Below are 24,804 nucleotides of genomic sequence, written 5' to 3'. Positions count from 1 at the left end.
CGGTCGTCCGTTCAGATGAAGAGCTGCACCGCGGGCAATGCCGCGTCGCAGTTCAGCAGGTTCACGCGCTTGAGCGTCATGCGCAGCGCGCCGTCCTGCCACAGCAGGTGGTGGAAAAAGGTGCCGACGTAGAACTGAAGCTCATCGCCCTGGCATTCGGTGTAGTGGAACTCCGTGCGCACCACGTAGCGGTTGGCGGCTTCGTCGAATTCCTCGACCGTGGGTGCCTGCAGCAGGTGGTGGCAGCGACTCGGCGGCTGTTGCGAGAAGGCGCGCGGGCTCTTCAGGCGCTCGATGCGCAGCTCGCGCAGCAGCTTGTCCTCGTACATGTGCGAGGTGTGGTTGATGCCGTCCTCCTGGTCGGGAATCAGCGGCACCCAGTAGAAGGCGTCGTCGGTGAAGAGCGCGTTCCATTCCTCGTAGCGCTTGGCGTCGAGCAGGCGGCATTCGCGCACCACGAAGTCGACCAGCTGCTGGTGCGTGACGGCGGCGCTCATCACATCGTCTCCGTCATGTAGCGCGCCCAGCTGCGGTACTGGTTGCGCATCGGCAGCTCGCTGGTGCCGACGGTGGTGGCCTCGCCGCTGCGCTCGGCCTCGCCGTCCTCGAAGTTGCGGTGCAGGCTCACCCACTCGTTGCCGCTGGCATGCAGGCCGGCCTGCATGCCGCGGTAGGCCTGCAGGTCGTCGTGCCCCACCACCGAGAACGGCGAGTTGATGAGCCGGCTGTACATGGTGGTGCGCTGCAGCAGCTCGGGCGGCGCGCCCTTGAGGCGGAAGGTCCAGCTCTCGACGATCGACATGCCGGCCGACACCGGCTTGACCACGCGGATCGCCTGGATCGCGCCCTTGATCGTGAGGTTCGGGTAGTAGACCGTGTTGTGGCGTGCCATGCCGAGGATCTGCGCCGTGCGCTCCTCGCCGTAGCGGGCCTTCATCGCGTCGTCGTACGGGGGGATCGCCTTGTACTTGCTGTGGATGCTGAAGTTGACGCCCGTGAAGCTGTGGCCGTTGTCGTAGGTGCGAACGCCCATGTCCTCGAAGAACTTGTAGTCCGACATGAAGGGCACGAACTGCTCGATCGCCATCGGCTTGGGTTCGTCGGCGGGCTTGCCGGCCCACATGGTCTTGGCGGTGCCGGCCGAGGACTCGTGCGCCACCATCGGATGCATGGTGTCGTTGAGGTTCTCCACGAACATCTTCCAGTTGCACTGGTGCGTGAAGCGCAGGCAGCCGCCGGCGATCTCGAGCTCGCCCTCGGGCGAGCGGTCGGCCATGTTGTCGATCGAGCTCAGCGAGTCGCCGAAATACTCCTCGAACGAGGGCCCGACATCGTTGATCTTCACGAAGACGAAGCCGCGGTAGCTGCGCACGCCCGCCACCGGCACCAGCCCCTTGGAAGCCTCGCAGTCGTGCAGCTGCGTGCCCTCGTAGCCGTTCTTCAGCGGGATCGACAGCAGCGAGCCGTCGGTCTTGAAGGTCCAGGCGTGGTAGGGGCAGCGGAAGAACTTGCCGGTGTTGCCGCAGGGCGCGCTCACCAGCCGCGAACCCTTGTGGGCGCAGCGGTTCATCAGCACGCGCACGCTGCCGTCGGCATGGCGCACCACGATCAGCGGGCGGCCCGCGATCTCGTTGGTGATGTAGTCGCCGGGCTTGGGCAACTGGCTCTCGTGGCCGACGTAGTTCCAGGTGTTGGCGAAGAAGTGCTCCTGCTCGAGCGCGAAGATCTCCTCGCTGATGTAGAGGTCGCGGTGCACGCGGTCGGGCCGCACCAGCGCGCGGACCGCGTCGGGATTGCCTCGGTAGCTGGTCATGCGTGGACTCCTTGGGTTCAGAGGTCGAGCACCAGCCGCTGGCCCTTGGCGCGGGAGATGCAGATCTGGATCACGTTGCCCGCGGCCTTCTCGCGTGCCGTGAGCACGTAGTCGCGGTGGTCGATCTCGCCGTCGATGACGGGCACGGCGCACACGCCGCATTCGCCGCGCTTGCAGTCGAACATCGGATCGCAGCCGTGCTCGATCAGGCAGTCGAGGATGCTCTGGTCGGCCGGCACGGTGAAGCGCTGGCCCGACATGGCGAGCTCGACCTCGAAGGCATGGTCGCCCTCCTCCACCACGGGCGCGGTGAAGAGCTCGAAGTGCACGCGGTCGCTGTTCCAGCCGCGCGCCTGGGTCTGGGCCAGCACCGCGTCGAGCATCGGCTTGGGGCCGCAGACATAGAGCTGGTCGGCCGGGTCGCAACGCGCGAGCAGCGCGCCCACGTCGAAGGGCGCGCCCTTCGACTCGTCGTCGTGCAGCAGCAGGTCGGTGCCCAGCAGCTCGCCGAGTTCGGGCAGGAAGGCCATCAGCGCGCGGCTGCGGCCCGCGTAGTGCAGTTCCACCGGCAGGCCCTGCGCGCGGCGGTGCGCGGCCATGCTCGCGAGCGGCGTGATGCCGATGCCGCCGGCCAGCAGCACCGCGCGGCCCGCGCCGCCGTGCAGCGGGAAGTCGTTCTTCGGCGGCTCGGCCTCGAGGGTGTCGCCCTCGCGCAGCCGCTCGTGCATGAAGCGCGAGCCGCCGCGGCCCGCGGCCTCCTTGCGCACCGCGATCAGGTATTCGGCCGGCGCCTGCTGGCCGCCCGTAGCGAAGTCGATCAGCGAATAGTGGCGCCAGTCCGACTGGCCGTTGCCGAGGTCGACGCGCACGCGGATGTGGGCGCCGGCCTCGAAGCCCGGCAGCGCGGCGCCGTCGTCGGCACGCAGGCGGAACAGCCGGATCAGCGGATTGAGTTCGCGCGCCTCGGCGACGCGCAGGCGAAGGGTCGTGGGATCGGAGGCCATGGGGTTCGTCTCTTCTTCGTCGTTCAGGCCAGCGCGTGGCGCACCAGCGCCGCCTGCAGCTGGTGGCCGTGCTCGTCGGCCAGCGCGGCATTGCGCAGCTCGCGCAAGGTGGCCGGCGCGAGCGCATCGCCGGCGCGGCGCAGGGCCGCCATCACGGTGTCGTAGTTGCGCAGGCCGCGTTCGTGCGTGTCGCTGTAGCCCTTGACCAGCCGCTGGCACTGCGCCACTTCGATCGCAAGCTCGGTGTTGCGCGCGGCGGTGGCGGCGATCTCGGCCAGCCAGGCTTCGATGCGCCGGTTCTCGTCCGCATAGCGCAGCGTGGAACGGCGCCAGCGGCCCATGCCGGCCACGGTGGACAGCAGCAGGTAGCCATGCAGCGAACTGGTCTGCACCACGCGGCCCTTGCGCGTGAAGCGCTCGACCAGGCCGCGCGCCCAGCCGGTGCGCATGAGCCAGCGGCCCAGGCCCGCGGGCAGGGTCTCGCAGATCTCCTGCAGCCGCGGATGCATGTACTCGTGGATCGCGAGCAGCTGGTCGGCCTGCACGCGCGACTCGTCGCGCACGCGGTCGAAGCGGGTCGCGCGGATCTTGAGCGAGGCCACGCGCGCCGTGTCTTCATAGGACATCCACAGCGCCAGGTGGCGCGCCGCGACCTCGAGCAGCGCCGGGCTGCCGAGCGACTGCAGCGCAGCGACGCGGTCGAGGTAGAGGCCCGCATAGGCCGGGTCCTGGTAATCGATGAGACGGCGCACGCCCTCGAGCAGAAGCGCCTGCTGCGCCGGCGCGAAATCCTTCTGCACCCGCTCGACCAGCGCGCGCACCGCGGGATGGCGCGGCTGCGGCGGCGCGGCCGGCGGCAGGGCTGGCGCGGTCGCTTCGCCCTCCTCGGCCTGGGCACGCGCGAAGGCGGCACCGAAGGCGCGCAGGCTGGGCTTCACGCCGACGCCGCCGCGCTCGATGGTGGCCTCGAACTGGGCGCGGCCGAAAGGCAGCACGCCCGAACCCGCGAGCGCGCCGAACAGCACGGCGCTGATCACGCTGCCCGCGTCTTCCGCGGCCTGCGCCATGTCGAAGCGGATGAAGCGGTGCGCGGCGCGCCCCGCATGCGCGAGCAGTTCGCGGCTGTCGACGCGGCCGTCGCCCATCGCGCTCTTCTCGGCGATCGAATAGACGCGGTGCGTGGAGGCGATCAGCGTGGTGCGGTCCGGCGTGACCAGCCCGCGCTGCACCGCGCGGCCGGCTTCCATCAGCTCGGAGGCCAGCACCAGATCGACGTCGCCCGGCAGCGGCATCAGCGCCAGCACCGGCTGGCCACCGTCGGCGCGCGCGGCGGCCTCGGGGAACAGCTCCACGTAGTAGATGGTGGCGCCGGTGCGCTGCGCCACGCCGGGCACGGAGGTGGTCTGAGCGACCCAGCCGTTGGCCTCGCCCATGTCGACGATCCAGTCGGCCAGCACGCCGCCGCCCTCGCCGCCCATGGCGAGGATCGCGATCTTGATCGGTTGTTGCGTGGTCATCGGTCTGCTCAGAACGAATAGGCCTCGCGCCGGCGCGCCGCGCCGCGCTGCAGCCAGCCGATGACGGCGCCGCGCACGCGCTCGCGCAGCCGGTCCCAGCCGGTGGGATTGCTGACGATGCGCGCCTTGTAGAACGAGGGGCAGAGCACGGCCGCGTGCGAGACGTCGCCGCAGTTGCCGCAGCCCACGCAGCTCTCGAGCACGGTGGCGACCGGGTCGGTGCGCAGCGGATCGGGATTGGTCTTGATCGAGAGCGACGGGCAGCCCGAGAGCCGGATGCAGGAGTGGTCGCCGGTGCAGGTGTCGGCATCGACGCCGAACTTCTCGCGCACCATGCGCTTGCCGTCGGCGATGGCCTTGCGCACCAGCGGCTTCTCGCGCCGCTGCTTGTTGAGCATGCACTCGGACTGCGCGATCAGGACCTTCGGGCCCTTCTCCTTGGTGGTCAGCGCCTCCTTGAGCGCGTCGCGCATGCCGGCCACGTCGTAGGTGCGGCGGATGGTGCGCACCCAGTTCACGCCCACGCCGCGCACCGCGCGCTCGATCGCGTGGCCGGTGCTGCGGGTGGCGTTGACGGCCTTCGACGACAGGATGTCCTGCCCGCCGGTGGCCGAGGTGTAGTTGTTGTCGACGACGATCGTGAGGTTGTCGCTCTGGTTGAACACCGCGTTGGCGACGCCGCTCGTGAGGCCGTTGTGCCAGAAGCCGCCGTCGCCCATCATCGCGATCGCACGCTTGCCGCGCGGCGCGCCCATGGCGGCCGCGCCCGCGCCGCCGAGGCCGTAGCCCATGGTGGTGTTGCCGATGTGGAACGGCGGCAGGATCGAGAACAGGTGGCAGCCGATGTCGGCGCTCACGTGGTGCGGACCGAGCTCGCGCTCGACCAGCTTCATCGCGCTGAAGATCGGGCGCTCGGGGCAGCCGGTGCAGAAGCCCGGCGGGCGCGCGTGCACGCTGTCGGCCAGCGGCGCGGCCGGCTCGCTCGGCAGTTCGATCAGCGGGATCACCTTGCGCACCGGGGCCGGGGTAGGCGCAGCCGGTTGCGGCGCGAGGCGGCCGTAGCGCTCGCAGAAGACGCGCGCCCCCTGCAGCAGTTCGGCGGCCGTGTACTCGCCGGCGACCGGCAGCATGTCCTTGCCGTGCAGCGCAGTGGTCACGCCGCGCTGGCGCAGGATGGTCGCGATGTTCTGCTCGATGAAGTTGGGCTGGCCCTCCTCCACCATCAGCACCGCGCGCTTGCCTTCGCAGAAGCGCACCACCTCGCTGTCGATCACCGGGTAGGCGACGTTCATCACGTACAGCGGGATGCGGCTGTTGCCGTAGACGTCGGCCAGGCCCAGGCGCTCGAGCGCGCGCACCAGCGTGTTGTAGCTGCCGCCCTGCACCACGATGCCGATGTCGTCGGCGCCGTCGGCGAAGAACTCGTTGAGGCCGCGTTCCTCGATGAAGCGCACGGCCGCGGGCCAGCGCTCCTTCACCTTCTCCTGCTCGTGCACGAAGCTCGCGGGCGGCAGCACGATGCGGCTGACGTCGCGCCGCGGGTTCTCGGCCGCCTCCTGCACCGAGTAGGCGGCGCGGCGGTTGTCGGCGGCAATGAACTGGCCGTGCACGTGGCAGGCGCGGATGCGCAGCTGCAGCATCACGGGCGTGTGGCTGGCCTCGGAGAGTTCGAAGCCCTGCTTCACGGCCTCGACGATGCTCGGCAGGTTGGGCCGCGGATCGAGCAGCCACATCTGCGACTTCATCGCGAAGGCGTGGCTGCGCTCCTGCATGATCGAGGAGCCTTCGCCGTAGTCCTCGCCCACGATCACCAGCGCGCCGCCGGTCACGCCGCCCGAGGCGAGGTTGGCGAGCGCATCGGAGGCGACGTTGGTGCCGACCGTGGCCTTGAAGGTCACGGCGCCGCGCAGCGGATAGTTGACCGAGGCCGCGAGCGTGGCGGCGGCCGTGGCCTCGCTCGCGCTGTTCTCGAAACGGATGCCCTGGTCGGCGAGGATGTCCTGCGCATCGGCCAGCACGTCCATCAGGTGCGAGATCGGCGCGCCCTGGTAACCCGCGACGTACGACACGCCCGATTCGAGCAGCGCCTTGGTGACGGCGAGGATGCCTTCGCCGCGGAACACTTCGCCGGCGGACAGCCGCAGCTTCTTAACTTCTTCGACAAACGAACGCTCGGCCATGGCTTGCTCTTTTCCTGGATCGACGTCACCGTGTGGGCGGTGGCCCGTTCATGCATCACCTGCAGAAAAGCGATGAGTGCTTGTACGGGCCTTGGTACGTATACTGTTTAGAAATGAATCTATCCACAATCATGAATAACCCTAGACACGCAAGCCGCGTGCCACTTCGGGGTCGTTCGATGTGCATCGGGAGAACGCATGGGAAGCACTGAAAAGAAGCCGCAGCGCTTCGTCGACAACTACCTGCCCGCGCTGCTCGCGCAGGCCAGCCAGCTGATCTCCTCGGAGTTCCACGAGGTGGCGCGGCAGGAGGGTTTCTCGGTGTCGGAGTGGCGCGTGATGGCCTCGCTGGCGGGCGGCGATGCAGTGAGCATCGGCCGGCTCGCGCAGATCACCGTGACCAAGCAGCCGACCGTGACGCGGCTGCTCGACCGCATGGAGACGCAGGGCCAGGTCGAGCGCATTCCCCATGAGAGCGATCGCCGCATCACGCTGGTGCGCATCACCCGCAAGGGTGCGGCCAAGGTGGAGCATCTGATGCAGCTCGCGAGCGAGCACGAGCGCCGCGTGCTCGAGCCCTTCGGCCTCACGCGCGCGGAGGAACTCAAGAACACGCTGCGGCTGATGATCCAGCTGCATGCGCATGCGCCGTCCGACGCGGCGCAGGAAGAGGACGACGCGTAGCGCTGAAGCTCAGTCCGCGACGAGCACCGCGCGGCCTCGATGGCCGCGCTGCGCGATCCACGCCAGCGCCCGTGCCGCTTCGTCGAACGCGAAGCGTTGCACCGCGAGCCGCAAACGCCCGTCGCTCAATCGCTCGAGCAACCGAGGCACGGCCGCGCGGCCCTGCGCCTCGCGCCGGAACATGTTGAGCGGCAGCAGACTCACGTCGCGCTGCATGAAGGCCGGCAGCGAGAGCGACAGGGTCTCGCCCGCCGTGTAGCCGATCAGCACCGCGCGGCCACCGGGCAGCACGCGGCCCAGCAGCGTGGCGAGCACGTCGCCGCCGACGGTGTCGATCAGCACCTCGGCCTCTTGCGACGGCGCTTCGATGCCGGATCGCCACTCGACGACGTCGACACCCGAAGGCAAGCCATGGTCGGCGGACGCATCCGCCACCACCGCGCAGACCTTCGCACCGATCTCGAGCGCGAGCTGCACCGCGAGCGAGCCGACCGCACCGCTCGCGCCCGTGACCATCACGCGTTCGCCTGCGCGCACGCGCGCCACTTCATGCAACGCGACCCAGGCCGAGGTGCAGGGCGAGAAGAAGGCCGAGCCCAGTGCCATGTCGAGGCCCTCGGGCAGTTCGCCGAGCGCGGCATCGGGCGCGTCGGCGATCTCGCACCAGGTGCCATCGAACAGCGTGCCGAGGCCGCTGCCGCGCAGCCACACGCGCTGACCCGGCGCGAAGCGTTCGCTGTGGATCACGATGCCCGCGCCCTCGACGCCGGGCGTGTAGGGCAAGGGCGGCGGGCGCAGGAAACCGCCGCGCCACACGGTGCGATCGATGTGGCCGACGGTCGCGGCCTGCATGCGCACCAGGCTGCGGCCCGGCGCGGGCACGGGATCGGGCCGCTCCTCGATGCGCGGCGGCTCGCCCCATTGCGCGATGCGCACGGCCTTCATGCGAGACCCGCGAGGAAGTCGTCCACGCAGCGCGCGAAGGCTTCGGGCAACTGGTCGGGCAGCGGCACCATGCCGCCTTCGATGTCGGCGATGCGCACGCTGGCCGCGTGGCGCAGATGCTGCGCGAGTTCCTGCGCATGCGGCGAGGCGAAGGGGTCCTCGGGCGCGCGCACGATCAGCACGGGCTGCGTGACGCGATCGATGCGCTCTTCCATGCGGTACGAGGCCACGGCACGATGGCCTTCCTCGAGCCGCCGGCCGACCTTGAGCGCATCGAGCACGAAGGCCTCGAGCAGCTCGGGCCGGTGGGGTGGATAGAAACCCTGCCGCTTGCCCCACAGCGCCGCGAGATGGCTGCCGTCTTCGCTGGGCGCGACCTCGTCGATCGGCGGACGCTCGGCGCGCGCACGGCGAAAGGCTTCGTCGGTGTAGGGCGTCGAGGACAGCACCAGCGCGCGCACGCGCTCGCCGAGCGCGGCCGCGAGTTCGATCGCGACCACGCCGCCCGTGTGATGGCCGACCACGGCGATGCGTTCGATGCGCAGCGCATCGAGCAACTCGGCCGCGACGCGGGCCCAGTGCGCGATCGAGGCGGGCTCGCTGCCCGCGGCCGAATCGCCGAAGCCCACGGTGTCCATTGCGATCGCGCGATGCCGCGTCCCGAGCAGGGGCAGCACCGCTTCGTACTCGCGCCAGCTGCGCGGCGACTGGTGCAGCAGCAGCACCGGCGGCGCATCGATGGCGCCGCAGCTCGCGTAGTGCACCTGCCCGACCGACAGATCGGCGAAGGCGCGGCGGATGGTCGGCGTCATGGCAGCGTGCGCTCGGCCGCGGGCCGCCAGAGGCCCGCATGGCGCAGCATGCCGAGCGTGCGCGAGAGCACGTCGCGGCGGTAGGCGGCGGTGTCGGTGCCTTCGTAGGCATAGAAGCCGCTGCCGCTCTTGAGGCCGAGCCGCCCCTCCTCCACCATGCGGTCGACGATGGCCGGCGCGGTGTAGCGCCCCTTGTCGATCGAGGCCGACATCTCGCGGCTCGCGTGGTGCAGGATGTCGCAGCCGCCGAAGTCGATGAACTCGACCACGCCGAGCGCCGCGAAGCGCAGGCCGAGGCCGTGGCGCGTGGCCTTGTCGATCTCTTCGGCGGTGGCGGCGCCCTCTTCGATCATTCGCGCGGCCTCGTTCATGATCAGCGCCTGCAGCCGCGGCACGATGTAGCCGGGCGTGGGCCCGCACACCACGGGCAGCTTGCCGATCGCTTCCATGATCTCGCGCGTGCGCGCCAGCACGGCGGGGTCGGTGCCCGGATGGCAGCTCAGTTCGACCACCGGGATCACGTAGGCCGGATTGAGCCAGTGCATGTTGAGGAAACGCTCGGGCCTGCGCACCAGCGCCGCGAGCTGCGTGACCAGGATGCTGCTGGTGGTCGAGGTCAGGATCGCGTCGTCGCGGCAATGGGCGTTGATCTGTTCGAAGGCCTCGCGCTTGGCCGCCAGCGTTTCGGGCACGCCCTCGAACACCAGCTCGGCCTGCGCGAGCGCCGCCGGTGCCTGCGCCGCGCGCACGTACTGCACGCGCGCCGCGATGGCCTCGGCCTGCGCCGCATCGATCACGCCGAGTTGCGCCAGGCCCGCGAGGCTGGCCGCGATCTCCTGCCGTGCCTCGTCGTGCAGCTTGTTCCAGGCCTCCTCGCCGCGCACGCGCAGGTCGACCAGCGCGATGCGATGGCCCGCGTAGGCGAAGGCGATCGCGATGCCGCGGCCCATGCGCCCCGCGCCGACCGCGGCGAAGCGGACCGGCTCATTCGCCATCGTGCAGCCTCTGGCGCAGCGCGTCGGCCGACAGGTCCGCGAGGCCCAGGGTCTCGAAGCTGCGCGGCCCCTGGCGCAGGTCGCGGCCGAGGAAGCCGCCGACGATCGCGAGCAGGCCGTGGGCGATGGGTGCATCGACGCCCGCATGCCTTGCGGCCGAGGCGAGGAAGGCCAGGCCGAGCTCGGTGTCTTCCGTGATGTAGCGGTGGCCGTGCAGGTCGATGTTCTCGCGCCAGTCGCCTGATTTCACGAGCTGCTTGTGGGCGTCGCCGTACATCCAGCGGTCGTTGTCGTAGTGGTCGGCCAGCGGATAGTGCGGGCCGCCATGGCCAAAGGCTTCGCGCACCGCGATGCGCTCGCGGTCGAGCTGGTCGGTCACGGCGCGCACCGCGGGCTGCGTGCCTTCGTTGTGGATGTCCCAGCGCTCGAAGTGCTGCAGCGGCGCGGCATTCATCACCATCAGCGGCGGATGGATGACCGGGCCGGCATTCATCAGCGCGCCCGAGAGCGCGTCGCCGCAGCCGTGCACGCTCGGGTAGGCCACGCGGATGGTGTCGATCGCCTGCGCGGCCTTGCGTGCCGGATAGACGCCGGTGGGCAGGCGGATCGCGCGGATGGTGACATTGACCTCGCGCTCGCCGTGCTTGCGCGCCAGGTAGGGCAAGGTGCCGGTCTCGGCCCAGGCCACGTCGGCGCGGTTGCCGGCCTCGCGCACGGTGCGCGCCATCACGTAGCTGCCGAAGGTGCCGGGCGGCAGGAACACCACCTGGCCGTCGACCAGGTGCGGCGCCATGGCGCGCGCGATGAAGTCCTGCGCGATGGCCGGGGTCGGCAGCACGATCAGTTCGGCATCGCGCAGCGCCGCGCCGATGTCGGCGGTGGGCAGCGCAATGGGCACCTCGCGCACGCCGCGCGCATCCTTGAGCACGATGCTGCCGCTGTCGATGACCGGCTGCAGCGCGGCCGCGTCGCGGCGCCACAGCCGCACTTCATGCCCGGCTTCGGACAGATCGGCGGCGGCCGCATAGGCTCCATGGCCGCCACCCAGGATCGCGATTTTCATGGTCGAAGGGTCGAAAAGCTGAGGTTGATGAACCGGCAGCCGACGATGCGGAACCGGAATGCAGGACTGCGCGCGTCCAATACATTACTTTTCATCAATTCAGACGTCAACCAAAATCGGCGCCTTCGACTGCTCGCAAACCCCCAATGCAAAAAGCCCGCGTTCCGGAGAACGCGGGCTTTGCGAGCAGCTCGAGGGCCGATCAGCGGCTGGGCTTGAAGGCGCGCTTCTGCGCGTCGCGCGGCACGAACACCTTGCCGGGGCCGCCGGCGTGGCCCGGGCCCTTGCGGGGCGCGAAGCCGTCGTTGCGCGGTGCGAAGCCGCCTTCGTTGCGCGAACCGCCGCTGCGGGCGCCGAAGCCTTCGTTGCGGCTGCCGCCGGCATTGCCGCGCGGTGCGCTGTCGCCCCAGCCCGGCTTGCGGCCGAAGCCGGCCGACTCGTCACGGTCGCGGCCGCCGCCGAAACCGGCGTTCTGGCCACCGCCGAAGCCGCCGCGCGGCGCGCCGCCGGCCGGGCCGCGTGCATTGCGGTCGTTGAAGCCGCTGGCGTTGGCGTAGCCGTTGCCACCGCCATTGCCGCCGCGGTAGCCACCGCCGCCGTTGCCCTGGCGACGATCGCCGCCACGGCCGCGGCCGCCGAAGTCGCCCTGCGGGCGCGATTGCGGCATGCGCTGCTGCGGTTCCATGCCGGGGATCACCTCGGCCTTGAACTGCTGGCGGCTGTACTGCTCGATGTCCATGATGCGGCGGCGGTCGCGGAACTCGGCGAAGGTGATCGCCAGGCCGTCGCGGCCGGCACGGCCGGTGCGGCCGATGCGGTGGGTGTAGTCCTCGGCCTTCATCGGCAGGCCGAAGTTGAAGACGTGGGTGATGGTCGGCACGTCGATGCCGCGCGCGGCCACGTCGGTCGCCACCAGGATCTGCACCTGGCCCTGGCGCAGCGCCATCAGGCGGCGGTTGCGCAGGCCCTGGCTCAGCGCGCCGTGCAGCGCCACGGCGCTGAAGCCGTCCTGCTGCAGGTCGTTGGCGAGGCCGTCGCATTCCACCTGGGTGCTGGCGAACACGATCGCCTGGTTGATGCTGGTGTCGCGCAGCCAGTGGTCGAGCAGCTTGCGCTTGTGGGCGGCGTTGTCGGCCCAGAACAGCGACTGCTTGATGTTGGCGTGCTTTTCCTGCGGGCTGTCGATGGTCACGCGCTGCGGCTCGCGCATCACGCGCTGGGCCAGCTGCTGGATGCGCGGCGCGAAGGTGGCGCTGAACATCATGGTCTGCTGGCGCTCGATGGTGAGCTGGTTGACTTCGGCCAGGTCGTCGGCGAAGCCCAGGTCGAGCATGCGGTCGGCCTCGTCGACCACCAGGAACTTGACCTTGTCGAGCTTGATCTGCATCGAGCGCTGCAGGTCGAGCAGGCGGCCCGGCGTGGCGACCACGAGGTCGGCGTTCTGCAGGCGCGCGATCTGCAGCTGGTAGGGCATGCCGCCCACCACGTTGGCGATGCGCAGGCCACGGCAGTGGCGCACCAGTTCGATGGCGTCGTGCGCGACCTGCTGCGCGAGTTCGCGCGTCGGGCACAGCACCAGGGCGCCGGGGGTGGCGGCCTTGAAGTTGCGGTTGCTGGTCGGGTTGACGCGCTTGGGCCGCTTCGGCGGCGCTTCGCCGCGTTCGGCGGCTTCGGCCGCGAGGCGGTCGAATTCGGCGCGCTCGGCGGCGGCGGCTTCGGCCTGGCGGCGGATCAGCGTGTGCAGCACGGGCAGCAGGAAGGCCGCGGTCTTGCCGCTGCCGGTCTGGCTCGAGACCATCAGGTCGACGAAACGGGCCGACTCGTCGCCGCGGGCCAGCGGGATCACCTTTTCCTGCACGGTCGTGGGCTGGTGGAAGCCCAGGTCCACGACGGCGGCGATCAGTTCGGGTGCGAGGCCCAGCGGAATGAATCCGTTGGGGCCGCGCGGTGCCTCGGGTGCGTCGGACGTCTGCGCGTCCTGATCGGCGACCTCGAGGGCTTCGTTGGCCTCGGTGCTGGCGGCGTCGAGCGCCTCGAGCACGGGCACTTCGGAGGTGACAGCGGAAAATTCGTTGTTGTGAATCGATTGCACAGGCGCGAGCTCGCCCTGCGCTTCAAAAGCGTCGGTCATGAATGTCAAATTTCAAACGCGAGCGCAGCCGTGGGCGGCGCCCCGTTGGTGGTTAAAAACATCAACCATCCAACGACATTCAGCTTCCGGTTCTGAAACCCGAGGCTGCGGCCCTTTTTGATCGATCCATGCGATCGGGCGCGGTGTGCAAGATAGGGAGATGCGGGATATGCCGGCGGGGAACCGATTCTGCTCATGCACGCGCCACTCTTTTGGAGAATGGCCGGGCACCCCGGTCAGCGAAGCCCACGATTATGACATGCATCGGGGTTTTTACCTAATCCCCGAATGCAATGGGATTTTTGGCCGTTGTTTCGGCCCACCAGAGCTCAGTCGGTCAGGCGCAGGAAGGTCTCGCGGTAGTGCGCCAGTTCCTCGATCGACTCGTGCACGTCGGCCAGCGCCGTGTGGGCCTGCTGCTTCTTGAAGCTGGTGAAGGCCGAGGGCTTCCAGCGCTTGGCGAGTTCCTTGAGCGTGCTGACGTCGAGGTTGCGGTAGTGGAAGTAGGCCTCGAGCTTGGGCATGTACTTCACGAGGAAGCGCCGGTCCTGCCCGATGGTATTGCCGCACATCGGCGAACCGCTCCTGGGCACGTAGCGCGCGATGAATTCGATCAGCTGCTGCTCGGCCGTGGCTTCGTCGACGGTGGAGGCCTTGACCTTGTCGATCAGGCCGCTGCGGCCGTGCGTGCCCTTGTTCCAGGCATCCATGCCGTCGAGCACGGCGTCGCTCTGGTGGATGACCAGCACCGGGCCGTCGATGCGCGGCGTGAGGTCGGGGCCGGTGATGACCACGGCGATCTCGAGCAGGCGTTCCTTCTCGGGATCGAGCCCGCTCATCTCGCAATCGAGCCAGACCAGGTTCTGGTCGCTTTTCTTCAGGGTGGGGAGCGCTGCGGCGGGCGTGGAGGCGGAGGATTCGGGCATCGAGGGATTGTCGCCGATGGTCCTGGGGCCTTGGATGCGAGGACTAAACTCCGCCCCCTATGTCCTATTCGCTCCTCTTCACCATCGCCTTTGCCGCCGCGCTGGTGGCCGGCCTGCTCGTGAAGTTCTGGCTGGCCTCGCGGCAGGTGCGGCACGTGGCGCGGCATCGCGGCGAGGTGCCCGAGGCCTTCGCGCAGACGATCAGCCTCTCGGCGCACCAGAAGGCGGCCGACTACACCGTGGCCAAGGCGCGCTTCGGACTGATCGAGATGGCCTGGGGCACGGCGCTGCTGCTGGGCTGGACCCTGCTCGGTGGCCTCGACCTGCTCAACAAGGTGCTGCTGGCCTGGCTCGGCGGCGGCATGGTGCAGCAGCTGGTGCTGCTGGCGGCCTTCGCGGCCATCGGCGGCCTGCTCGAACTCCCGTTCACGCTGTGGCAGACCTTCAGGCTCGAGGAACGCTTCGGCTTCAACAAGATGACCTGGGGCCTCTGGCTGCGCGACACGGCGGTCTCGACACTGGTCGGCGCGGCCATCGGGCTGCCGATCGCGGCGCTGATCCTGTGGATCATGGGCGCGACCGGCACGCTGTGGTGGCTCTGGGCCTGGGCCGCGTGGATGGGCTTCAACCTGCTGCTGATGCTGGTCTATCCGATGTTCATCGCGCCGATCTTCAACAAGTTCCAGCCGCTGGACGATCCGACGCTGAAGAACCGCGTCACCGCGCTCATGAGCCGCTGCGGCTTCCGCGCCAAGGGCCTGTTCGTGATGGACGGCAGCCGGCGCAGCGCGCATGCCAATGCCTACTTCACCGGCTTCGGCGCCAGCAAGCGCGTGGTGTTCTACGACACCCTGCTGCGCCAGCTCAATGCCGACGAGGTCGAGGCGGTGCTCGCGCACGAGCTCGGCCACTTCAAGCACCGCCACATCGTCAAGCGGCTGGTCGCGATGTTCGCGCTGAGCCTCGCGGGCTTCGCGCTGCTGGGCTGGGTCTCGACCCAGGCCTGGTTCTACACCGGCCTGGGCGTGCAGCCCAACATGTCGATGGCCGCGCCCAACAGCGCGCTGGCGCTGCTGCTGTTCATGCTCGCGGTGCCGGTGTTCGGCTTCTTCGTCGCGCCGCTGTCGGCGCGGCTGTCGCGCAAGCACGAGTTCGAGGCCGATGCCTACGCCATCGCGCAGACCAGCGGCGCCGACCTCTCGGCCGCGCTGCTCAAGCTCTACCAGGACAACGCCTCCACGCTCACCCCCGATCCGGTGTTCGTCAAGTTCTACTACTCCCACCCGCCCGCCTCCGAGCGCCTCGCGCGCATGCTGGCGACCGCCTGAGCGCCATCTCTTTTCCGTCTCCCCGCACCCCTTTTCGAAAGCAGCGCCATGAGCACCGCCAGCATGTTGAAGATCAAGGACTGGAAGTCCATCCCCCGCAAGGCGCTGAGCGCGACCGAGATCGTCTCGGCGCTGGCACGGCTCGAAGGCTGGAAGCTCAGCGGCGACGGCGCGAACGTCGCGATCGAGAAGACCTACAGCTTCACGAACTACTTCGAGACCATCGCCTTCGTGAATGCGCTGGCGATGGTGGCCCATACGCAGGACCACCACCCCGACCTGTCGGTGCACTACAACCGCTGCGTGGTGCGCTTCAACACGCACGACGTCGGTGGCATCTCGGTCACCGACTTCGATTGCGCACGCCAGGCCGATGCGCTGCTGGCGGCCGCTCCCGCCGCATGACCGGAGCGATCGCCTTTGGCTAAGCCGGGCCGCGAGCGCCAGCAGGGCCGTGCCTCGGCCGACGCGCTGAACGACGGCCTCGTGGTGGCCAGCCACGGCCGCCACTGCCTGGTCGAGACGCCCGAAGGCGAACGACGCATCTGCCATCCGCGCGGCAAGAAGAGCCAGGCCGTGGTCGGTGACCGCGTGCGCTGGCAGGCCAGCGAGGACGAAGGCACGATCGAGCAGGTGGTGCCGAGGCGCAACCTGTTCTACCGCCAGGACGACATCCGCACCAAGTCCTTCGCGGCCAACCTCGACCATGTGCTGATCCTGATCGCGGCCGAGCCCGAGTTCTCCGAACACCAGCTCGCGCGCGCCCTGATCGCGGCCGAGGCCGAGCGCATCACGCCGATCATCGCGCTCAACAAGAGCGACCTGGTCGAGCCCTTCGAGCGCGCCTGGCGCAAGCTCGCGCCCTACCGGCGCATGCACCACGGCGTGCTGCCGCTGTCGCTCAAGGCCTCGGGCGAGGTCGACCATGCCTCGCTCACGCAGCGCCTCGCGGGCAAGACCACGCTGGTGCTCGGCCCCTCGGGCGCGGGCAAGAGCACGCTGATCAACCTGCTGGTGCCGGGCGCCACCGCGCTCACCGGCGAGATCTCGCAGGCGCTCAATTCGGGCAAGCACACCACCACCAGCACCACCTGGTACTGGGTCGACGCGGCGCGCAGCACCGCGCTGATCGACTCGCCGGGCTTCCAGGAATTCGGCCTCAACCACATCGCGCCGATGCAGCTCGCGGGCCTGATGCCCGACATCGCCGAGCATGCGGGCGACTGCAAGTTCTACAACTGCACTCACCTGCACGAGCCGGGCTGCGGCGTGATCGCGCATGTGGAATCGGCGGCCAACGACGGGCCGATCAGCGCCTCGCGCTACAGGATCTACGGCGACCTGTTCGCGGAGCTCAGCGAGACGCGCTACTGAGCCTGCAGGATCTCGCGCAGCCGCTCCACCAGCACGCTGCACTGCGCGCGCGTGCCGATGCTGATGCGCAGGTACTGCGCGATGCGCGGCTGGCGAAAGTGCCGCACCAGCACCGAGCGCTCGCGCAGCGCGGCGGCCAGTTCGGCGGCGTCGCGCGAGGGATGCCGCGCGAACACGAAATTGGTCTGCGAGGGCAGCACCTCGAAGCCCAGGTCCTCGAGCTGCAGCACCAGTCCCTCGCGGGTGTCGACCACGTCGTCGCGCGTCTTGCGGAACCAGTCCTCATCGTCGAGCGCCGCCACGGCGCCGGCGCTCGCGAGCCGGTCGAGCGGGTAGGAGTTGAAGCTGTCCTTCACGCGCACCAGCGCATCGATCAAGTGCGCCTGACCGCAGGCGAAGCCCACGCGCAGGCCGGCCAGCGAACGCGACTTCGAGAGCGTCTGCACCACCAGCAGATTGGGATGGTGCGGGATCAGCGAGAGCGCGCTCTCGGCGCCGAAGTCGACGTAGGCCTCGTCCACCAGCACCACGCGCTCGGGGCAGGCACGCAGCAGTTCCTCGATGCGCGCCAGCGGCAGGCCGATGCCGGTGGGCGCGTTCGGATTGGCGACGACGACACCCGCACAGCCTTCGCGCGCGCGATCGGCCATGGCATCGATGTCGATGCGCAGACCTTCGTCGACCGGCACTTGCTCGCAGGCGATGCCGTAGAGCTGCGCATAGACGCGGTAGAAGCTGTAGCTGATGTCGGGCATCAGCAGTGGTTCATCCTGCTGGAAGAAGGCGAAGAAGGCGTGGGCCAGCACCTCGTCGGAACCGTTGCCCGCGAAGACCTGCTCGACCGCGAGCCCGTGGCGGCGCTCGATGGCTTCGCGCAAGGCCATCGACGTGGGGTCGGGGTAGAGCTCGAGGCCGTTCTCGGCCGCCTCGCGGATCGCCTGGACGGCGCGCGGCGATGGCGGGTACGGGTTCTCATTGGTGTTGAGCTTCACGAGGTCCCGGATGCGCGGCTGCTCGCCGGGCACGTAGGGCTCGAGGTCCGCGATGCGCGGGCTCCAGAACGAAGGCGCGCGCTTCGCCGCCGGATCGGTCAGATCGGCCATGGACTCAGCCCAGCAGCCGCGCGAGCGTCAGCAGCGCGAGCAGCACCATCCACATCACGACCGAGCGCCAGACCAGGCCCACCACGCTGCGCAGGTGGCCGGGCTCGGGCTCGCGGCCCGGCGTGCTGCCGCTGTCGGTGCGCCGGGTGTCGGCGAAGGATTCGCCGGCCTGCGCGCGCGGCAGCGGATCGACGCTGGGAATCGGCCGCAGCCGGCCGCCGCCCAGGCGCACGTTGACCGCGCCCGAGGTGGCCGCGAGGATCACGCCGTCGTTCTCGCTCGGAAAGCGGCGCGCGTCGTTGCGCCAGCAGTCGATGGCTTCCTCGAAGCTGCCCACCACCGCGAAGCCCAGCGCCGTGATGCGCGCGGGCAGCCAGTCGATCGCATGCCAGGCGCCCTCGGCGGCCTGCTGCACCGATTCGCTCGAGGGCTGGACGGCCGCGCCGTTCTTGTGCAGCCAGTAGCGCGCGACGAATTCGCTCATGCGGTAGAAGACCGCGCCGGCCGGCCCCAGGCCGACCGCGGCGAGCACCGAGAACCAAGCCAGCACGCCGAACACGTGGCGATGCGCGGCGATCACCGAATGCTCGATCACGTGGCGCACGATCTCGCTGCGCGGCAGTTCGGCGGCGTCCACGCCCTGCCAGTGCGCGAGCAGCGAGCGCGCCAGCGGTTCGTCGCCTTCGTCGAGCGCGTCGCGGATGTCGGTGAAGTGGTGGCTGAACTGGCGAAAGCCCAGGGTGACGTAGAGCACCGCAATGCTCCAGAGCACCGCGAACGGCAGCCCCAGCGTGAGCACCAGCAGCCAGTGGATGCCGAGCGCGAGCAGCGTCGGCACGAAGACGGCGAGGCCCCAGGCGATCCATCCATGGTGCGGCTTGCCCGCGTCGAAGTTGCGGCTGGTCCAGCGCGTCCATGCGAGCACGCCGCCATACACGGGGTTGTGCGGGGCCAGCGGCCGCACCTGCTCGATCAGCAACGCACACAGGATGGCGAAGAAGCTCATCCAGAGATGATAGCGAGACAGCCCCGTCGTTCGGGGCTTGCGGACCTATGAGGCCAACAGAACTCGCCGTTTCTTCAGGCGGCTCAGGCGCTCAGGAAGCGGTAGAGATTGCGCAGCATGCCGGCCGTGGCGCCCCAGACGAAGCGCTCCTCGCTGCCGTCCTGGTAGGGCATGGAGTACCAGTGGCGCTGCGTGCCATCGCCCGCGGGCACGGCATGGCGGCGGTGGTTGGCCGGGTCCATGAGCCAGCCCAGCGGGACCTCGAAGGCCTGCGCGACCTCGTAGGGATTGATCGTGAGCTCGAAGCCGGGCTCGACCAGCGACACCACCGGCGTGACGATGAACGAGGTCACCGTGGTGTAGGTCGGCAGGCTGCCGAGCACTTCGATGTAGCTGGCCGACAGGCCGACCTCTTCCCAGGCCTCGCGCAGCGCGGCGGCCGCGATGTTGGCGTCTTCGGGATCAACGCGGCCGCCCGGGAACGCGACCTGGCCCGAATGGGTCGACAGGTTCGCGGTGCGCTCGGTGAGCAGCACGGTCGGGCCCTGCGGGCGTTGCACGATCGGCACCAGCACGGCGGCCTGCGCGGGCTCGCGGCCGGTCATGCGCGGCTCGCGGCGCAGTTCGGGCGCCCAGGCCGGCGGCGTGGCGAAACGCGCGCGCAGCGCCTGCGCCGTCAGCTGCTCCAGCGCCACCGCGGGCAGCCCGTCGGCCGCGCCGCCGCCCACCACCGGGACCTTGCGCGGGTCGAATGGCGGCAGCATCGTGGGCGCGACGGCATTGACGGGTTCGGAGGTGGCGGAGGACATGGACGGAGCGGCGCTGGAGGCGGTCAAGTGATCGATCGTGAGGCGAAGGGTGGATGGACGGAAGGAAAACGGAGGCGAGAACGCAAAAAGCCGCCAGAGCGGCGGCTTTTTCGCAACAGGCAAGCCTGCGGGCAGCTTACGCGGCCGAGGCGTTCGACGACTTGCCCGGCAGCTTTTCCTTGATGCGAGCCGAACGGCCGCTGCGGTCGCGCAGGTAGTACAGCTTGGCGCGGCGCACGTCGCCGCGGCGCTTGACCTCGATGTTGGCGATCAGCGGGCTGTAGGTCTGGAAGGTACGTTCCACGCCTTCGCCGCTGGAGATCTTGCGCACGGTGAAGCCGCTGTTGAGGCCACGGTTGCGCTTGGCGATCACCACGCCTTCGTAGGCCTGCACGCGCTTGCGGGTGCCTTCGACGACGTTCACGCTGACGATGACCGTGTCACCGGGCATGAAATCGGGGATGGTCTTGCCGAGACGGGAAATTTCTTCCTGCTCGAGGGTCTGGATGAGGTTCATGATTTCCTGAAATCGATCGTGTCCGCGCTGCACAAAAGGCGTCGTTGGCGCAGTCATGCGGGATGACTTCGCACCGGACGCGGCCGGCCAGAGGATCGGGGAGCCCGCGATTATAGCTTTTTTTTGAGCACCGCCTCATCGGCGGCGTTCAGGCGGCCGGCAGCGCGGGCCGCGTCTATCAATTCGGGGCGTTCCCGGGCGGTGATCGCCAGCCGCTGGTCGCGGCGCCAGCGCTCGATCTGCGCATGGTGGCCCGACATCAGCGGCGCCGGCACGCCCTGCCCGTTCCACTGCTCGGGCCGCGTGTAGTGCGGGCAATCGAGCAGGCCGTCGAGCGCGGGATTGAAGCTGTCCTGCACATGGCTGGCCTCGTCGCCGAGCACGCCGGGCTGCAGCCGCGCCACCGCGTCGAGCAGTGCCATCGCGGGGATCTCGCCGCCCGACAGCACGAAGTCGCCGAGGCTGACCTGGTGCGTGACATGGGCGTCGATGAAGCGCTGGTCGATGCCCTCGTAGCGGCCGCAGACCAGCACCGCGCCCTCGCTGGCCGACCAGCGCTCGACCGCCTCGTGGCGCAGCGCCTCGCCGATCGGCGAGAACAGCACCACCGGGGCCGGCGTGCCGCGCGCGGCCTGCGCCGCGGCCAGGCAGGCCGACAGCGGCTCGGCCATCATCACCATGCCGGGGCCGCCGCCGAACGGGCGGTCGTCCACGCGCTTGTAGTTGCCGGGCGCATAGTCGCGCGGATTCCACAGCACCACCTCGACCTGCTTCGATTCGTAGGCGCGGCGCGTCACGCCGCTGGCCATGAAGGGCGCGAACAGTTCGGGAAACAGCGTGAGGATGTCGAAGCGCATGCGCGCGGACCGCGGCGGCGGGGCCGGGGTCAGTAGTCGGGCTGCCAGTCGACCGTGATGCGCCGGCCCGCGAGATCGACGCCATCGACGAAGGCCGAGACGAAGGGCACCATGCGCTCGACGGCCTTGCCGTCCTGCTCGGCCGCGATCACCAATGTGGTCTGCGGGCCGGAGGCGAGCAGCTCGCGCACCGTGCCAAGCACGATGCCCTCGCGGTTCACGACCTCGAGGCCGATCAGGTCGACCCAGTAGTACTCGTCGTCGCCGGTGCTCGGGAAGCTCGAGCGCGGCACGAACACCCGCGCGCCACGCAGCGCCTCGGCCGCGTTGCGGTCGGGCACGTCACGCGACGAGGCGACGATGCAGTCGGAGTGTTCCTTGGCTTCGCTGATCGCGAGCCGGAAGGCGGTGGTCGCCGAAGCCCCGGGGGCCTGCAGGAACCAGCGCTTGGAAGAAAAAAGCGCCTCGGGTTGGGCGCTGTGGGGCAGGACCTTGAACCAGCCCTTGATGCCCCAGGCATCGGCGATGCGTCCGACTTCGATCGCATCCGCCGGCAATTCGGCGGCTTCGAGCGCGGGCAGCATCGCCGGTGGCCGCGCTGCTTAGGCGGCAGCCTTGGGAGCGGCAGCGGCGGCTTGACGGATCAGGCGCGCGACGGTGGGCGACGGCTGGGCGCCGACGCTCTTCCAGTACGTCAGGCGGTCCTGAGCGATGCGGATGCTTTCCTCGTTTTCCTTGGCGGTCGGGTTGTAGAAACCCAGGCGCTCGATGAAACGGCCATCGCGGCGAACGCGCTTGTCCGACACGACGATGTTGAAGAACGGACGGCCTTTGGCACCGCCACGGGAGAGTCGAATGACGACCATGATTTATCCTTGGGTGGGTCGCAGGCCTTCGTGTTTGAAGATGAAAACCTGCTCACGATGTTCTTCCAGCGTCGAGACACGCGACATGGCCACCCGGCCAGCGACACGCTGAAAAGCCCACGATTATAGCCCGCACCGCGTTCCGGCTGAGAATTCCTGCCTGCACTGGCTCATTTCCGGCATTTCCGCCTCCCAATTTCCCCTCATGACAACGATCCGCCCCAGCCGCGAAGACGACATTCCGGCGATCGCCGCCATCTACGCACACCACGTGCTGCACGGCACCGGCACCTTCGAGACCGAGCCGCCCTCGCCCACCGAGATGGCCGCCCGGCGCGCCGACGTGCTGGGCAAGGGGCTGCCCTACCTGGTCGCCGAGCGCGACGGCGAACTGCTCGGCTTCGCCTACTGCAACTGGTTCAAGCCGCGCCCGGCCTACCGCTACTCGGCCGAGGACTCGATCTACCTGGCGGAGGCCGCGCGCGGCCAGGGCCTGGGCGCGCGGCTGCTGGCCGCCCTCGCCGAGGCGGCCGAGGCCGCCGGCGTGCGCAAGCTGATCGCGGTGATCGGCGACTCGGCCAATGCCGGCTCGATCGGCGTGCACCGCGGCCAGGGCTTCACCCAGGTCGGCGTGCTCAAGGACTGCGGCTGGAAGTTCGGCCAGTGGCGCGACGTCGTGCTGATGGAAAAGAGCATCGGCGAAGGCAGCAGCACCCGTCCCGAATGAACGAAGCAACGAAAGCAGGATCGAGCACCGCATGAAAAGCAAGACGACCACGGCCTGGCTGGCCTTCCTGGGCGGCCCGCTGGGCCTGCACCGCTTCTACCTGCGCGGACTCGGCGACTGGCTCGGCTGGCTGCTGCCGATCCCGACCGCGCTGGGCCTCTACGGCGTCGAGCGCGTGCGCATGTACGGCGTCGACGACGGCTGGAGCTGGGTGCTGATCCCCTGCCTCGGCTTCACCATCGCCGGCTGCGCGCTCACGGCCATCGTCTACGGCCTGATGACGCCCGAGAAGTGGAACGCGCGCTACAACGCCGGCGCCGCCCTCGACGCGGAACCGGGGCGCACGAGCTGGGCCACCATCGGCGCGGTGGTGCTGGCACTGTTCTTCGGCAGCACGATCCTCATGGCGAGCATCGTGTTCAGTTTTCAGCGCTACTTCGAGCACCAGGTCGAAGAGGGCCGGAAGATTTCCCAGTAGATCCGGGAGGAGGTACCCGGCGCCGACACCGGGTACCAACCAAAAAAACCACCCGACCAGAGCCGGGTGGCAAACCTTGGAGACAAAAAAGACGCGGAAATCAGAAGCTGTGACGCAGACCGAAGTCGTAGCCCGTCGACGAGCGCGGTGCCCAGCCGGCGGTGGCCAGGTAGGCCGGGGCGCCACCGGTGGTCACGCGACCGAAGACGGTCGGGTTGTTCTGACCGTCCTTGATGCGCACGCGAGCGAGCGTGGCATACAGCGCGGTGCGCTTCGACAGGTTGTGCACGTAGCCGATCGCGAACTGGTTGGCCTTGGTCGACAGCTCGGGGTTGCCGAACAGCGCGAGGGCCGGGTTCACGACGGGGTTCTGGCCCGCCTTGTACTTCAGGTAGCCGTACGAAGCCTTGATCTGGCCCGGGCCCACCGGCACGCTGACGCCGAGCAGGAAGCCGTCGTACTTGTCGGTCACGCTGTTGACGTAGTTCAGGGCACCCAGGGTGGTGACGTTGTCGAACTTGTTGCGGGCCGACGAGTATTCGCCGAACAGCTTCGCCGCGCCGAGGTCGTAGCTCGCGCCGAGGTTGAAGGTGTTGATGCGGTTCTTGAACGCTTGCGCGGCCAGTGCCGGGGTCAGGACCGTGGTCGCGGTCAGCGGCGTGGAGTCCTTGTTGTCCGAGCCGTACGACACAGCCACGTCGAGCGGGCCGTTGGCATAGCCGACGCGACCGCCGAAGTACGAACCGCGCTTGGACGGCGACTCGATCACGTTCTCGTCGAACTTCACGTTCTCGTGCAGCGCGTACTGGAACTGGCCGTAGAAACCACCGAGGTTCGGCGGCAGGAAGTAGCCGATGCTGTTGCTGGCGCGCGCGTAGTTGTCGCTGGCCGACGCGCCGTTGGGAGCGGTGCCGCCCTTGCGCGACAGCGAGTCGCCGACGCGGCTGATCAGGCTCGTGCCCACGCCACGCAGACCGAAGGGATCGAACACGTTGTCGTTCCAGTAGGTGGGCGTGTAGTCGCGGCCGAGGCGGATTTCGCCGAAGCCACCCGACAGGCTCACGGTGGAGCGACGGTCGAACGCGGCGACGCCGGTCTTGCCGTCGTCGTTGGTGATGCCCGATTCGAGCCAGAAGCTCGCTGCCAGGCCACCGCCCAGATCTTCGGTGCCGCGGAAACCGAGGCGGCTGGAGCTGCTGCTGCCGTTCGCCAGGGCCGTCTGGCTCTGCTTGCGCGAGGCGCCGAACAGCAGCGGGTTCGTGCCGCGGTACTCGCTCTTGGTCGAGTAGTTGCTCACGCTCGCATCGACCACGCCGAACAGCGTCACCGACGATTGAGCAGCCGCTCCGCCGGCCGCCAGCACGGCGGCCAATGCCACCAGGGATTTTTTCATTTCAGCTTCCTCTTTCTTAAGCACAACAAGCGTCCTGGGCGGTCCTTGAAGAGACCACCCCGGAACGGGGGGACACCGGGGATTCCGCGGCGGCTTGCCGCGGTTTCTCGCGCGCATCGGATCGCGTTTCATGCGGCGCCGGCGTGGGACCGGCTCCGAGCGACCTTGCACGCGATGCATCTGCAATCGGGTGCAGCGATGGTCTCGTCCGAGGGTGAAGAGTCCGTGACAACCCTTAGAGCCCGTCGATGGCATCGGGACTCTTTGGCGCGATAA

Annotated in this window: 25 protein-coding genes; 6 read left to right on the top strand and 19 right to left on the bottom strand. The window is 69.1% G+C overall.

From position 1 onward, the window contains the following. Positions 1-11: 11 nt before the first annotated feature. Genes INQ48_09030 through INQ48_09010 form a run of 5 tightly spaced genes read right to left on the bottom strand, consistent with a single transcriptional unit; the run spans position 12 to position 6,514 of the window. Positions 12-497: a nuclear transport factor 2 family protein gene (locus tag INQ48_09030; protein QRF59348.1), complete on the bottom strand. Its 486-nt coding sequence runs from the start codon at positions 495-497 to the stop codon at positions 12-14. After that, the gene (locus INQ48_09025) at positions 497-1,813 is read right to left on the bottom strand and encodes a Rieske 2Fe-2S domain-containing protein (protein ID QRF59347.1); all 1,317 of its coding nucleotides are present in this window, start codon (positions 1,811-1,813) and stop codon (positions 497-499) included. The genes INQ48_09030 and INQ48_09025 overlap by 1 nt, the downstream gene beginning before the upstream one ends. A 17-nt stretch (positions 1,814-1,830) precedes the next feature. Further along, positions 1,831-2,817 carry an oxidoreductase gene (locus tag INQ48_09020; GenBank protein QRF59346.1) on the bottom strand — a complete coding sequence of 329 codons (987 nt, stop codon included), beginning with the start codon at positions 2,815-2,817 and terminating at the stop codon, positions 1,831-1,833. Positions 2,818-2,840: 23 nt separating this feature from the next. Then, positions 2,841-4,334: an indolepyruvate oxidoreductase subunit beta family protein gene (locus tag INQ48_09015; protein ID QRF59345.1), complete on the bottom strand. Its 1,494-nt coding sequence runs from the start codon at positions 4,332-4,334 to the stop codon at positions 2,841-2,843. A gap of 8 nt (positions 4,335-4,342) precedes the next feature. Then, the gene (locus INQ48_09010) at positions 4,343-6,514 is read right to left on the bottom strand and encodes an indolepyruvate ferredoxin oxidoreductase subunit alpha (protein QRF59344.1); all 2,172 of its coding nucleotides are present in this window, start codon (positions 6,512-6,514) and stop codon (positions 4,343-4,345) included. Positions 6,515-6,712: 198 nt separating this feature from the next. Here INQ48_09010 and INQ48_09005 point away from each other — a divergent pair, with 198 nt between their 5' ends. Next, on the top strand, positions 6,713-7,198 hold the full coding sequence (locus INQ48_09005) for a MarR family transcriptional regulator (protein ID QRF59343.1): 486 nt from the start codon (positions 6,713-6,715) through the stop codon (positions 7,196-7,198). A gap of 9 nt (positions 7,199-7,207) precedes the next feature. Here the strand turns inward: INQ48_09005 and INQ48_09000 are convergent, their stop codons facing one another. The 6 genes from INQ48_09000 to orn form a co-directional block, all read right to left on the bottom strand. Beyond that, a complete protein-coding gene (locus tag INQ48_09000; GenBank protein ID QRF59342.1) occupies positions 7,208-8,143 on the bottom strand; it encodes a zinc-binding alcohol dehydrogenase family protein in 936 nt (311 codons plus the stop codon). Further along, complete coding sequence (locus INQ48_08995; protein QRF59341.1) at positions 8,140-8,955, bottom strand: alpha/beta hydrolase; 816 nt, start codon at positions 8,953-8,955, stop codon at positions 8,140-8,142. Before INQ48_08995 ends, INQ48_09000 begins: the two co-directional genes overlap by 4 nt. Then, positions 8,952-9,950 carry a 3-hydroxybutyryl-CoA dehydrogenase gene (locus tag INQ48_08990; protein QRF59340.1) on the bottom strand — a complete coding sequence of 333 codons (999 nt, stop codon included), beginning with the start codon at positions 9,948-9,950 and terminating at the stop codon, positions 8,952-8,954. Before INQ48_08990 ends, INQ48_08995 begins: the two co-directional genes overlap by 4 nt. Continuing rightward, the gene (locus INQ48_08985; protein ID QRF59339.1) at positions 9,940-11,013 is read right to left on the bottom strand and encodes an NAD/NADP octopine/nopaline dehydrogenase family protein; all 1,074 of its coding nucleotides are present in this window, start codon (positions 11,011-11,013) and stop codon (positions 9,940-9,942) included. The genes INQ48_08990 and INQ48_08985 overlap by 11 nt, the downstream gene beginning before the upstream one ends. 202 nt (positions 11,014-11,215) lie before the next feature. Beyond that, the gene (locus INQ48_08980) at positions 11,216-13,144 is read right to left on the bottom strand and encodes a DEAD/DEAH box helicase (protein ID QRF59338.1); all 1,929 of its coding nucleotides are present in this window, start codon (positions 13,142-13,144) and stop codon (positions 11,216-11,218) included. Between the two features lie 329 nt (positions 13,145-13,473). Then, a complete protein-coding gene (gene orn / locus INQ48_08975) occupies positions 13,474-14,070 on the bottom strand; it encodes an oligoribonuclease (protein QRF59337.1) in 597 nt (198 codons plus the stop codon). Positions 14,071-14,129: 59 nt separating this feature from the next. Between orn and INQ48_08970 the strand changes: the two genes are divergently transcribed. The 3 genes from INQ48_08970 (at position 14,130) to rsgA (ending at position 16,772) form a co-directional block, all read left to right on the top strand. Continuing rightward, positions 14,130-15,398 carry a M48 family metallopeptidase gene (locus tag INQ48_08970; protein QRF59336.1) on the top strand — a complete coding sequence of 423 codons (1,269 nt, stop codon included), beginning with the start codon at positions 14,130-14,132 and terminating at the stop codon, positions 15,396-15,398. 63 nt (positions 15,399-15,461) lie between these two features. Beyond that, positions 15,462-15,803, top strand: a complete 342-nt coding sequence (locus tag INQ48_08965) for a 4a-hydroxytetrahydrobiopterin dehydratase (GenBank protein QRF60667.1) — start codon at positions 15,462-15,464, stop codon at positions 15,801-15,803. A gap of 15 nt (positions 15,804-15,818) precedes the next feature. Then, a complete protein-coding gene (gene rsgA / locus INQ48_08960; protein ID QRF59335.1) occupies positions 15,819-16,772 on the top strand; it encodes a ribosome small subunit-dependent GTPase A in 954 nt (317 codons plus the stop codon). On the opposite strand, the gene INQ48_08955 is transcribed toward rsgA, so the two are convergent. From INQ48_08955 to rpsP, 7 genes are all read right to left on the bottom strand, one after another. Next, complete coding sequence (locus INQ48_08955) at positions 16,766-17,875, bottom strand: histidinol-phosphate transaminase (protein QRF59334.1); 1,110 nt, start codon at positions 17,873-17,875, stop codon at positions 16,766-16,768. The genes rsgA and INQ48_08955 overlap by 7 nt on opposite strands. Before the next feature lie 4 nt (positions 17,876-17,879). Then, entirely contained in the window at positions 17,880-18,881 is a 1,002-nt protein-coding gene (locus INQ48_08950; GenBank protein QRF59333.1) for a CobD/CbiB family protein, read from the bottom strand. An 83-nt stretch (positions 18,882-18,964) separates the two neighbouring features. Beyond that, positions 18,965-19,690 carry a CoA pyrophosphatase gene (locus INQ48_08945; GenBank protein QRF59332.1) on the bottom strand — a complete coding sequence of 242 codons (726 nt, stop codon included), beginning with the start codon at positions 19,688-19,690 and terminating at the stop codon, positions 18,965-18,967. Between the two features lie 136 nt (positions 19,691-19,826). Continuing rightward, on the bottom strand, positions 19,827-20,207 hold the full coding sequence (gene rplS / locus INQ48_08940; protein QRF59331.1) for a 50S ribosomal protein L19: 381 nt from the start codon (positions 20,205-20,207) through the stop codon (positions 19,827-19,829). Positions 20,208-20,317: 110 nt separating this feature from the next. Beyond that, positions 20,318-21,064: a tRNA (guanosine(37)-N1)-methyltransferase TrmD gene (gene trmD / locus INQ48_08935; protein ID QRF59330.1), complete on the bottom strand. Its 747-nt coding sequence runs from the start codon at positions 21,062-21,064 to the stop codon at positions 20,318-20,320. Between the two features lie 29 nt (positions 21,065-21,093). After that, entirely contained in the window at positions 21,094-21,648 is a 555-nt protein-coding gene (gene rimM / locus INQ48_08930; protein ID QRF59329.1) for a ribosome maturation factor RimM, read from the bottom strand. Positions 21,649-21,666: 18 nt separating this feature from the next. Continuing rightward, on the bottom strand, positions 21,667-21,930 hold the full coding sequence (gene rpsP / locus INQ48_08925; GenBank protein ID QRF59328.1) for a 30S ribosomal protein S16: 264 nt from the start codon (positions 21,928-21,930) through the stop codon (positions 21,667-21,669). Positions 21,931-22,135: 205 nt separating this feature from the next. On the opposite strand from rpsP, the gene INQ48_08920 reads away from it, so the two are divergent. Further along, a complete protein-coding gene (locus INQ48_08920; GenBank protein ID QRF59327.1) occupies positions 22,136-22,657 on the top strand; it encodes an N-acetyltransferase in 522 nt (173 codons plus the stop codon). Between the two features lie 31 nt (positions 22,658-22,688). Then, the gene (locus INQ48_08915; protein ID QRF59326.1) at positions 22,689-23,135 is read left to right on the top strand and encodes a TM2 domain-containing protein; all 447 of its coding nucleotides are present in this window, start codon (positions 22,689-22,691) and stop codon (positions 23,133-23,135) included. Positions 23,136-23,235: 100 nt separating this feature from the next. Here INQ48_08915 and INQ48_08910 read toward each other — a convergent pair whose 3' ends face one another. Further along, a complete protein-coding gene (locus INQ48_08910) occupies positions 23,236-24,528 on the bottom strand; it encodes a porin (GenBank protein QRF59325.1) in 1,293 nt (430 codons plus the stop codon). Between the last annotated feature and the right edge of the window lie 276 nt (positions 24,529-24,804).

Origin of the sequence: Variovorax paradoxus (assembly GCA_016806145.1) — a bacterium.
Lineage (GTDB): Bacteria > Pseudomonadota > Gammaproteobacteria > Burkholderiales > Burkholderiaceae_C > Variovorax.
This window is presented reverse-complemented; position numbering and strand designations above follow the sequence as displayed.

What these genes read in the sequence shown, in the direction of transcription:
- INQ48_09005 (QRF59343.1), top strand. Translation starts at nt 6,713, where the DNA reads ATGGGAAGCACTGAAAAGAAGCCGCAGCGCTTCGTCGACAACTACCTG.
- INQ48_08950 (QRF59333.1), bottom strand. Translation starts at nt 18,881, where the DNA reads ATGAGCTTCTTCGCCATCCTGTGTGCGTTGCTGATCGAGCAGGTGCGG.
- rimM (QRF59329.1), bottom strand. Translation starts at nt 21,648, where the DNA reads ATGCTGCCCGCGCTCGAAGCCGCCGAATTGCCGGCGGATGCGATCGAA.
- INQ48_09000 (QRF59342.1), bottom strand. Translation starts at nt 8,143, where the DNA reads ATGAAGGCCGTGCGCATCGCGCAATGGGGCGAGCCGCCGCGCATCGAG.
- INQ48_09030 (QRF59348.1), bottom strand. Translation starts at nt 497, where the DNA reads ATGAGCGCCGCCGTCACGCACCAGCAGCTGGTCGACTTCGTGGTGCGC.
- rplS (QRF59331.1), bottom strand. Translation starts at nt 20,207, where the DNA reads ATGAACCTCATCCAGACCCTCGAGCAGGAAGAAATTTCCCGTCTCGGC.
- INQ48_08965 (QRF60667.1), top strand. Translation starts at nt 15,462, where the DNA reads ATGTTGAAGATCAAGGACTGGAAGTCCATCCCCCGCAAGGCGCTGAGC.
- INQ48_08955 (QRF59334.1), bottom strand. Translation starts at nt 17,875, where the DNA reads ATGGCCGATCTGACCGATCCGGCGGCGAAGCGCGCGCCTTCGTTCTGG.
- INQ48_08980 (QRF59338.1), bottom strand. Translation starts at nt 13,144, where the DNA reads ATGACCGACGCTTTTGAAGCGCAGGGCGAGCTCGCGCCTGTGCAATCG.
- INQ48_08970 (QRF59336.1), top strand. Translation starts at nt 14,130, where the DNA reads ATGTCCTATTCGCTCCTCTTCACCATCGCCTTTGCCGCCGCGCTGGTG.
- INQ48_08990 (QRF59340.1), bottom strand. Translation starts at nt 9,950, where the DNA reads ATGGCGAATGAGCCGGTCCGCTTCGCCGCGGTCGGCGCGGGGCGCATG.
- INQ48_08920 (QRF59327.1), top strand. Translation starts at nt 22,136, where the DNA reads ATGACAACGATCCGCCCCAGCCGCGAAGACGACATTCCGGCGATCGCC.
- trmD (QRF59330.1), bottom strand. Translation starts at nt 21,064, where the DNA reads ATGCGCTTCGACATCCTCACGCTGTTTCCCGAACTGTTCGCGCCCTTC.
- INQ48_08915 (QRF59326.1), top strand. Translation starts at nt 22,689, where the DNA reads ATGAAAAGCAAGACGACCACGGCCTGGCTGGCCTTCCTGGGCGGCCCG.
- INQ48_09020 (QRF59346.1), bottom strand. Translation starts at nt 2,817, where the DNA reads ATGGCCTCCGATCCCACGACCCTTCGCCTGCGCGTCGCCGAGGCGCGC.
- INQ48_08945 (QRF59332.1), bottom strand. Translation starts at nt 19,690, where the DNA reads ATGTCCTCCGCCACCTCCGAACCCGTCAATGCCGTCGCGCCCACGATG.
- INQ48_09010 (QRF59344.1), bottom strand. Translation starts at nt 6,514, where the DNA reads ATGGCCGAGCGTTCGTTTGTCGAAGAAGTTAAGAAGCTGCGGCTGTCC.
- rpsP (QRF59328.1), bottom strand. Translation starts at nt 21,930, where the DNA reads ATGGTCGTCATTCGACTCTCCCGTGGCGGTGCCAAAGGCCGTCCGTTC.
- INQ48_09015 (QRF59345.1), bottom strand. Translation starts at nt 4,334, where the DNA reads ATGACCACGCAACAACCGATCAAGATCGCGATCCTCGCCATGGGCGGC.
- INQ48_08910 (QRF59325.1), bottom strand. Translation starts at nt 24,528, where the DNA reads ATGAAAAAATCCCTGGTGGCATTGGCCGCCGTGCTGGCGGCCGGCGGA.
- INQ48_09025 (QRF59347.1), bottom strand. Translation starts at nt 1,813, where the DNA reads ATGACCAGCTACCGAGGCAATCCCGACGCGGTCCGCGCGCTGGTGCGG.
- INQ48_08985 (QRF59339.1), bottom strand. Translation starts at nt 11,013, where the DNA reads ATGAAAATCGCGATCCTGGGTGGCGGCCATGGAGCCTATGCGGCCGCC.
- INQ48_08995 (QRF59341.1), bottom strand. Translation starts at nt 8,955, where the DNA reads ATGACGCCGACCATCCGCCGCGCCTTCGCCGATCTGTCGGTCGGGCAG.
- orn (QRF59337.1), bottom strand. Translation starts at nt 14,070, where the DNA reads ATGCCCGAATCCTCCGCCTCCACGCCCGCCGCAGCGCTCCCCACCCTG.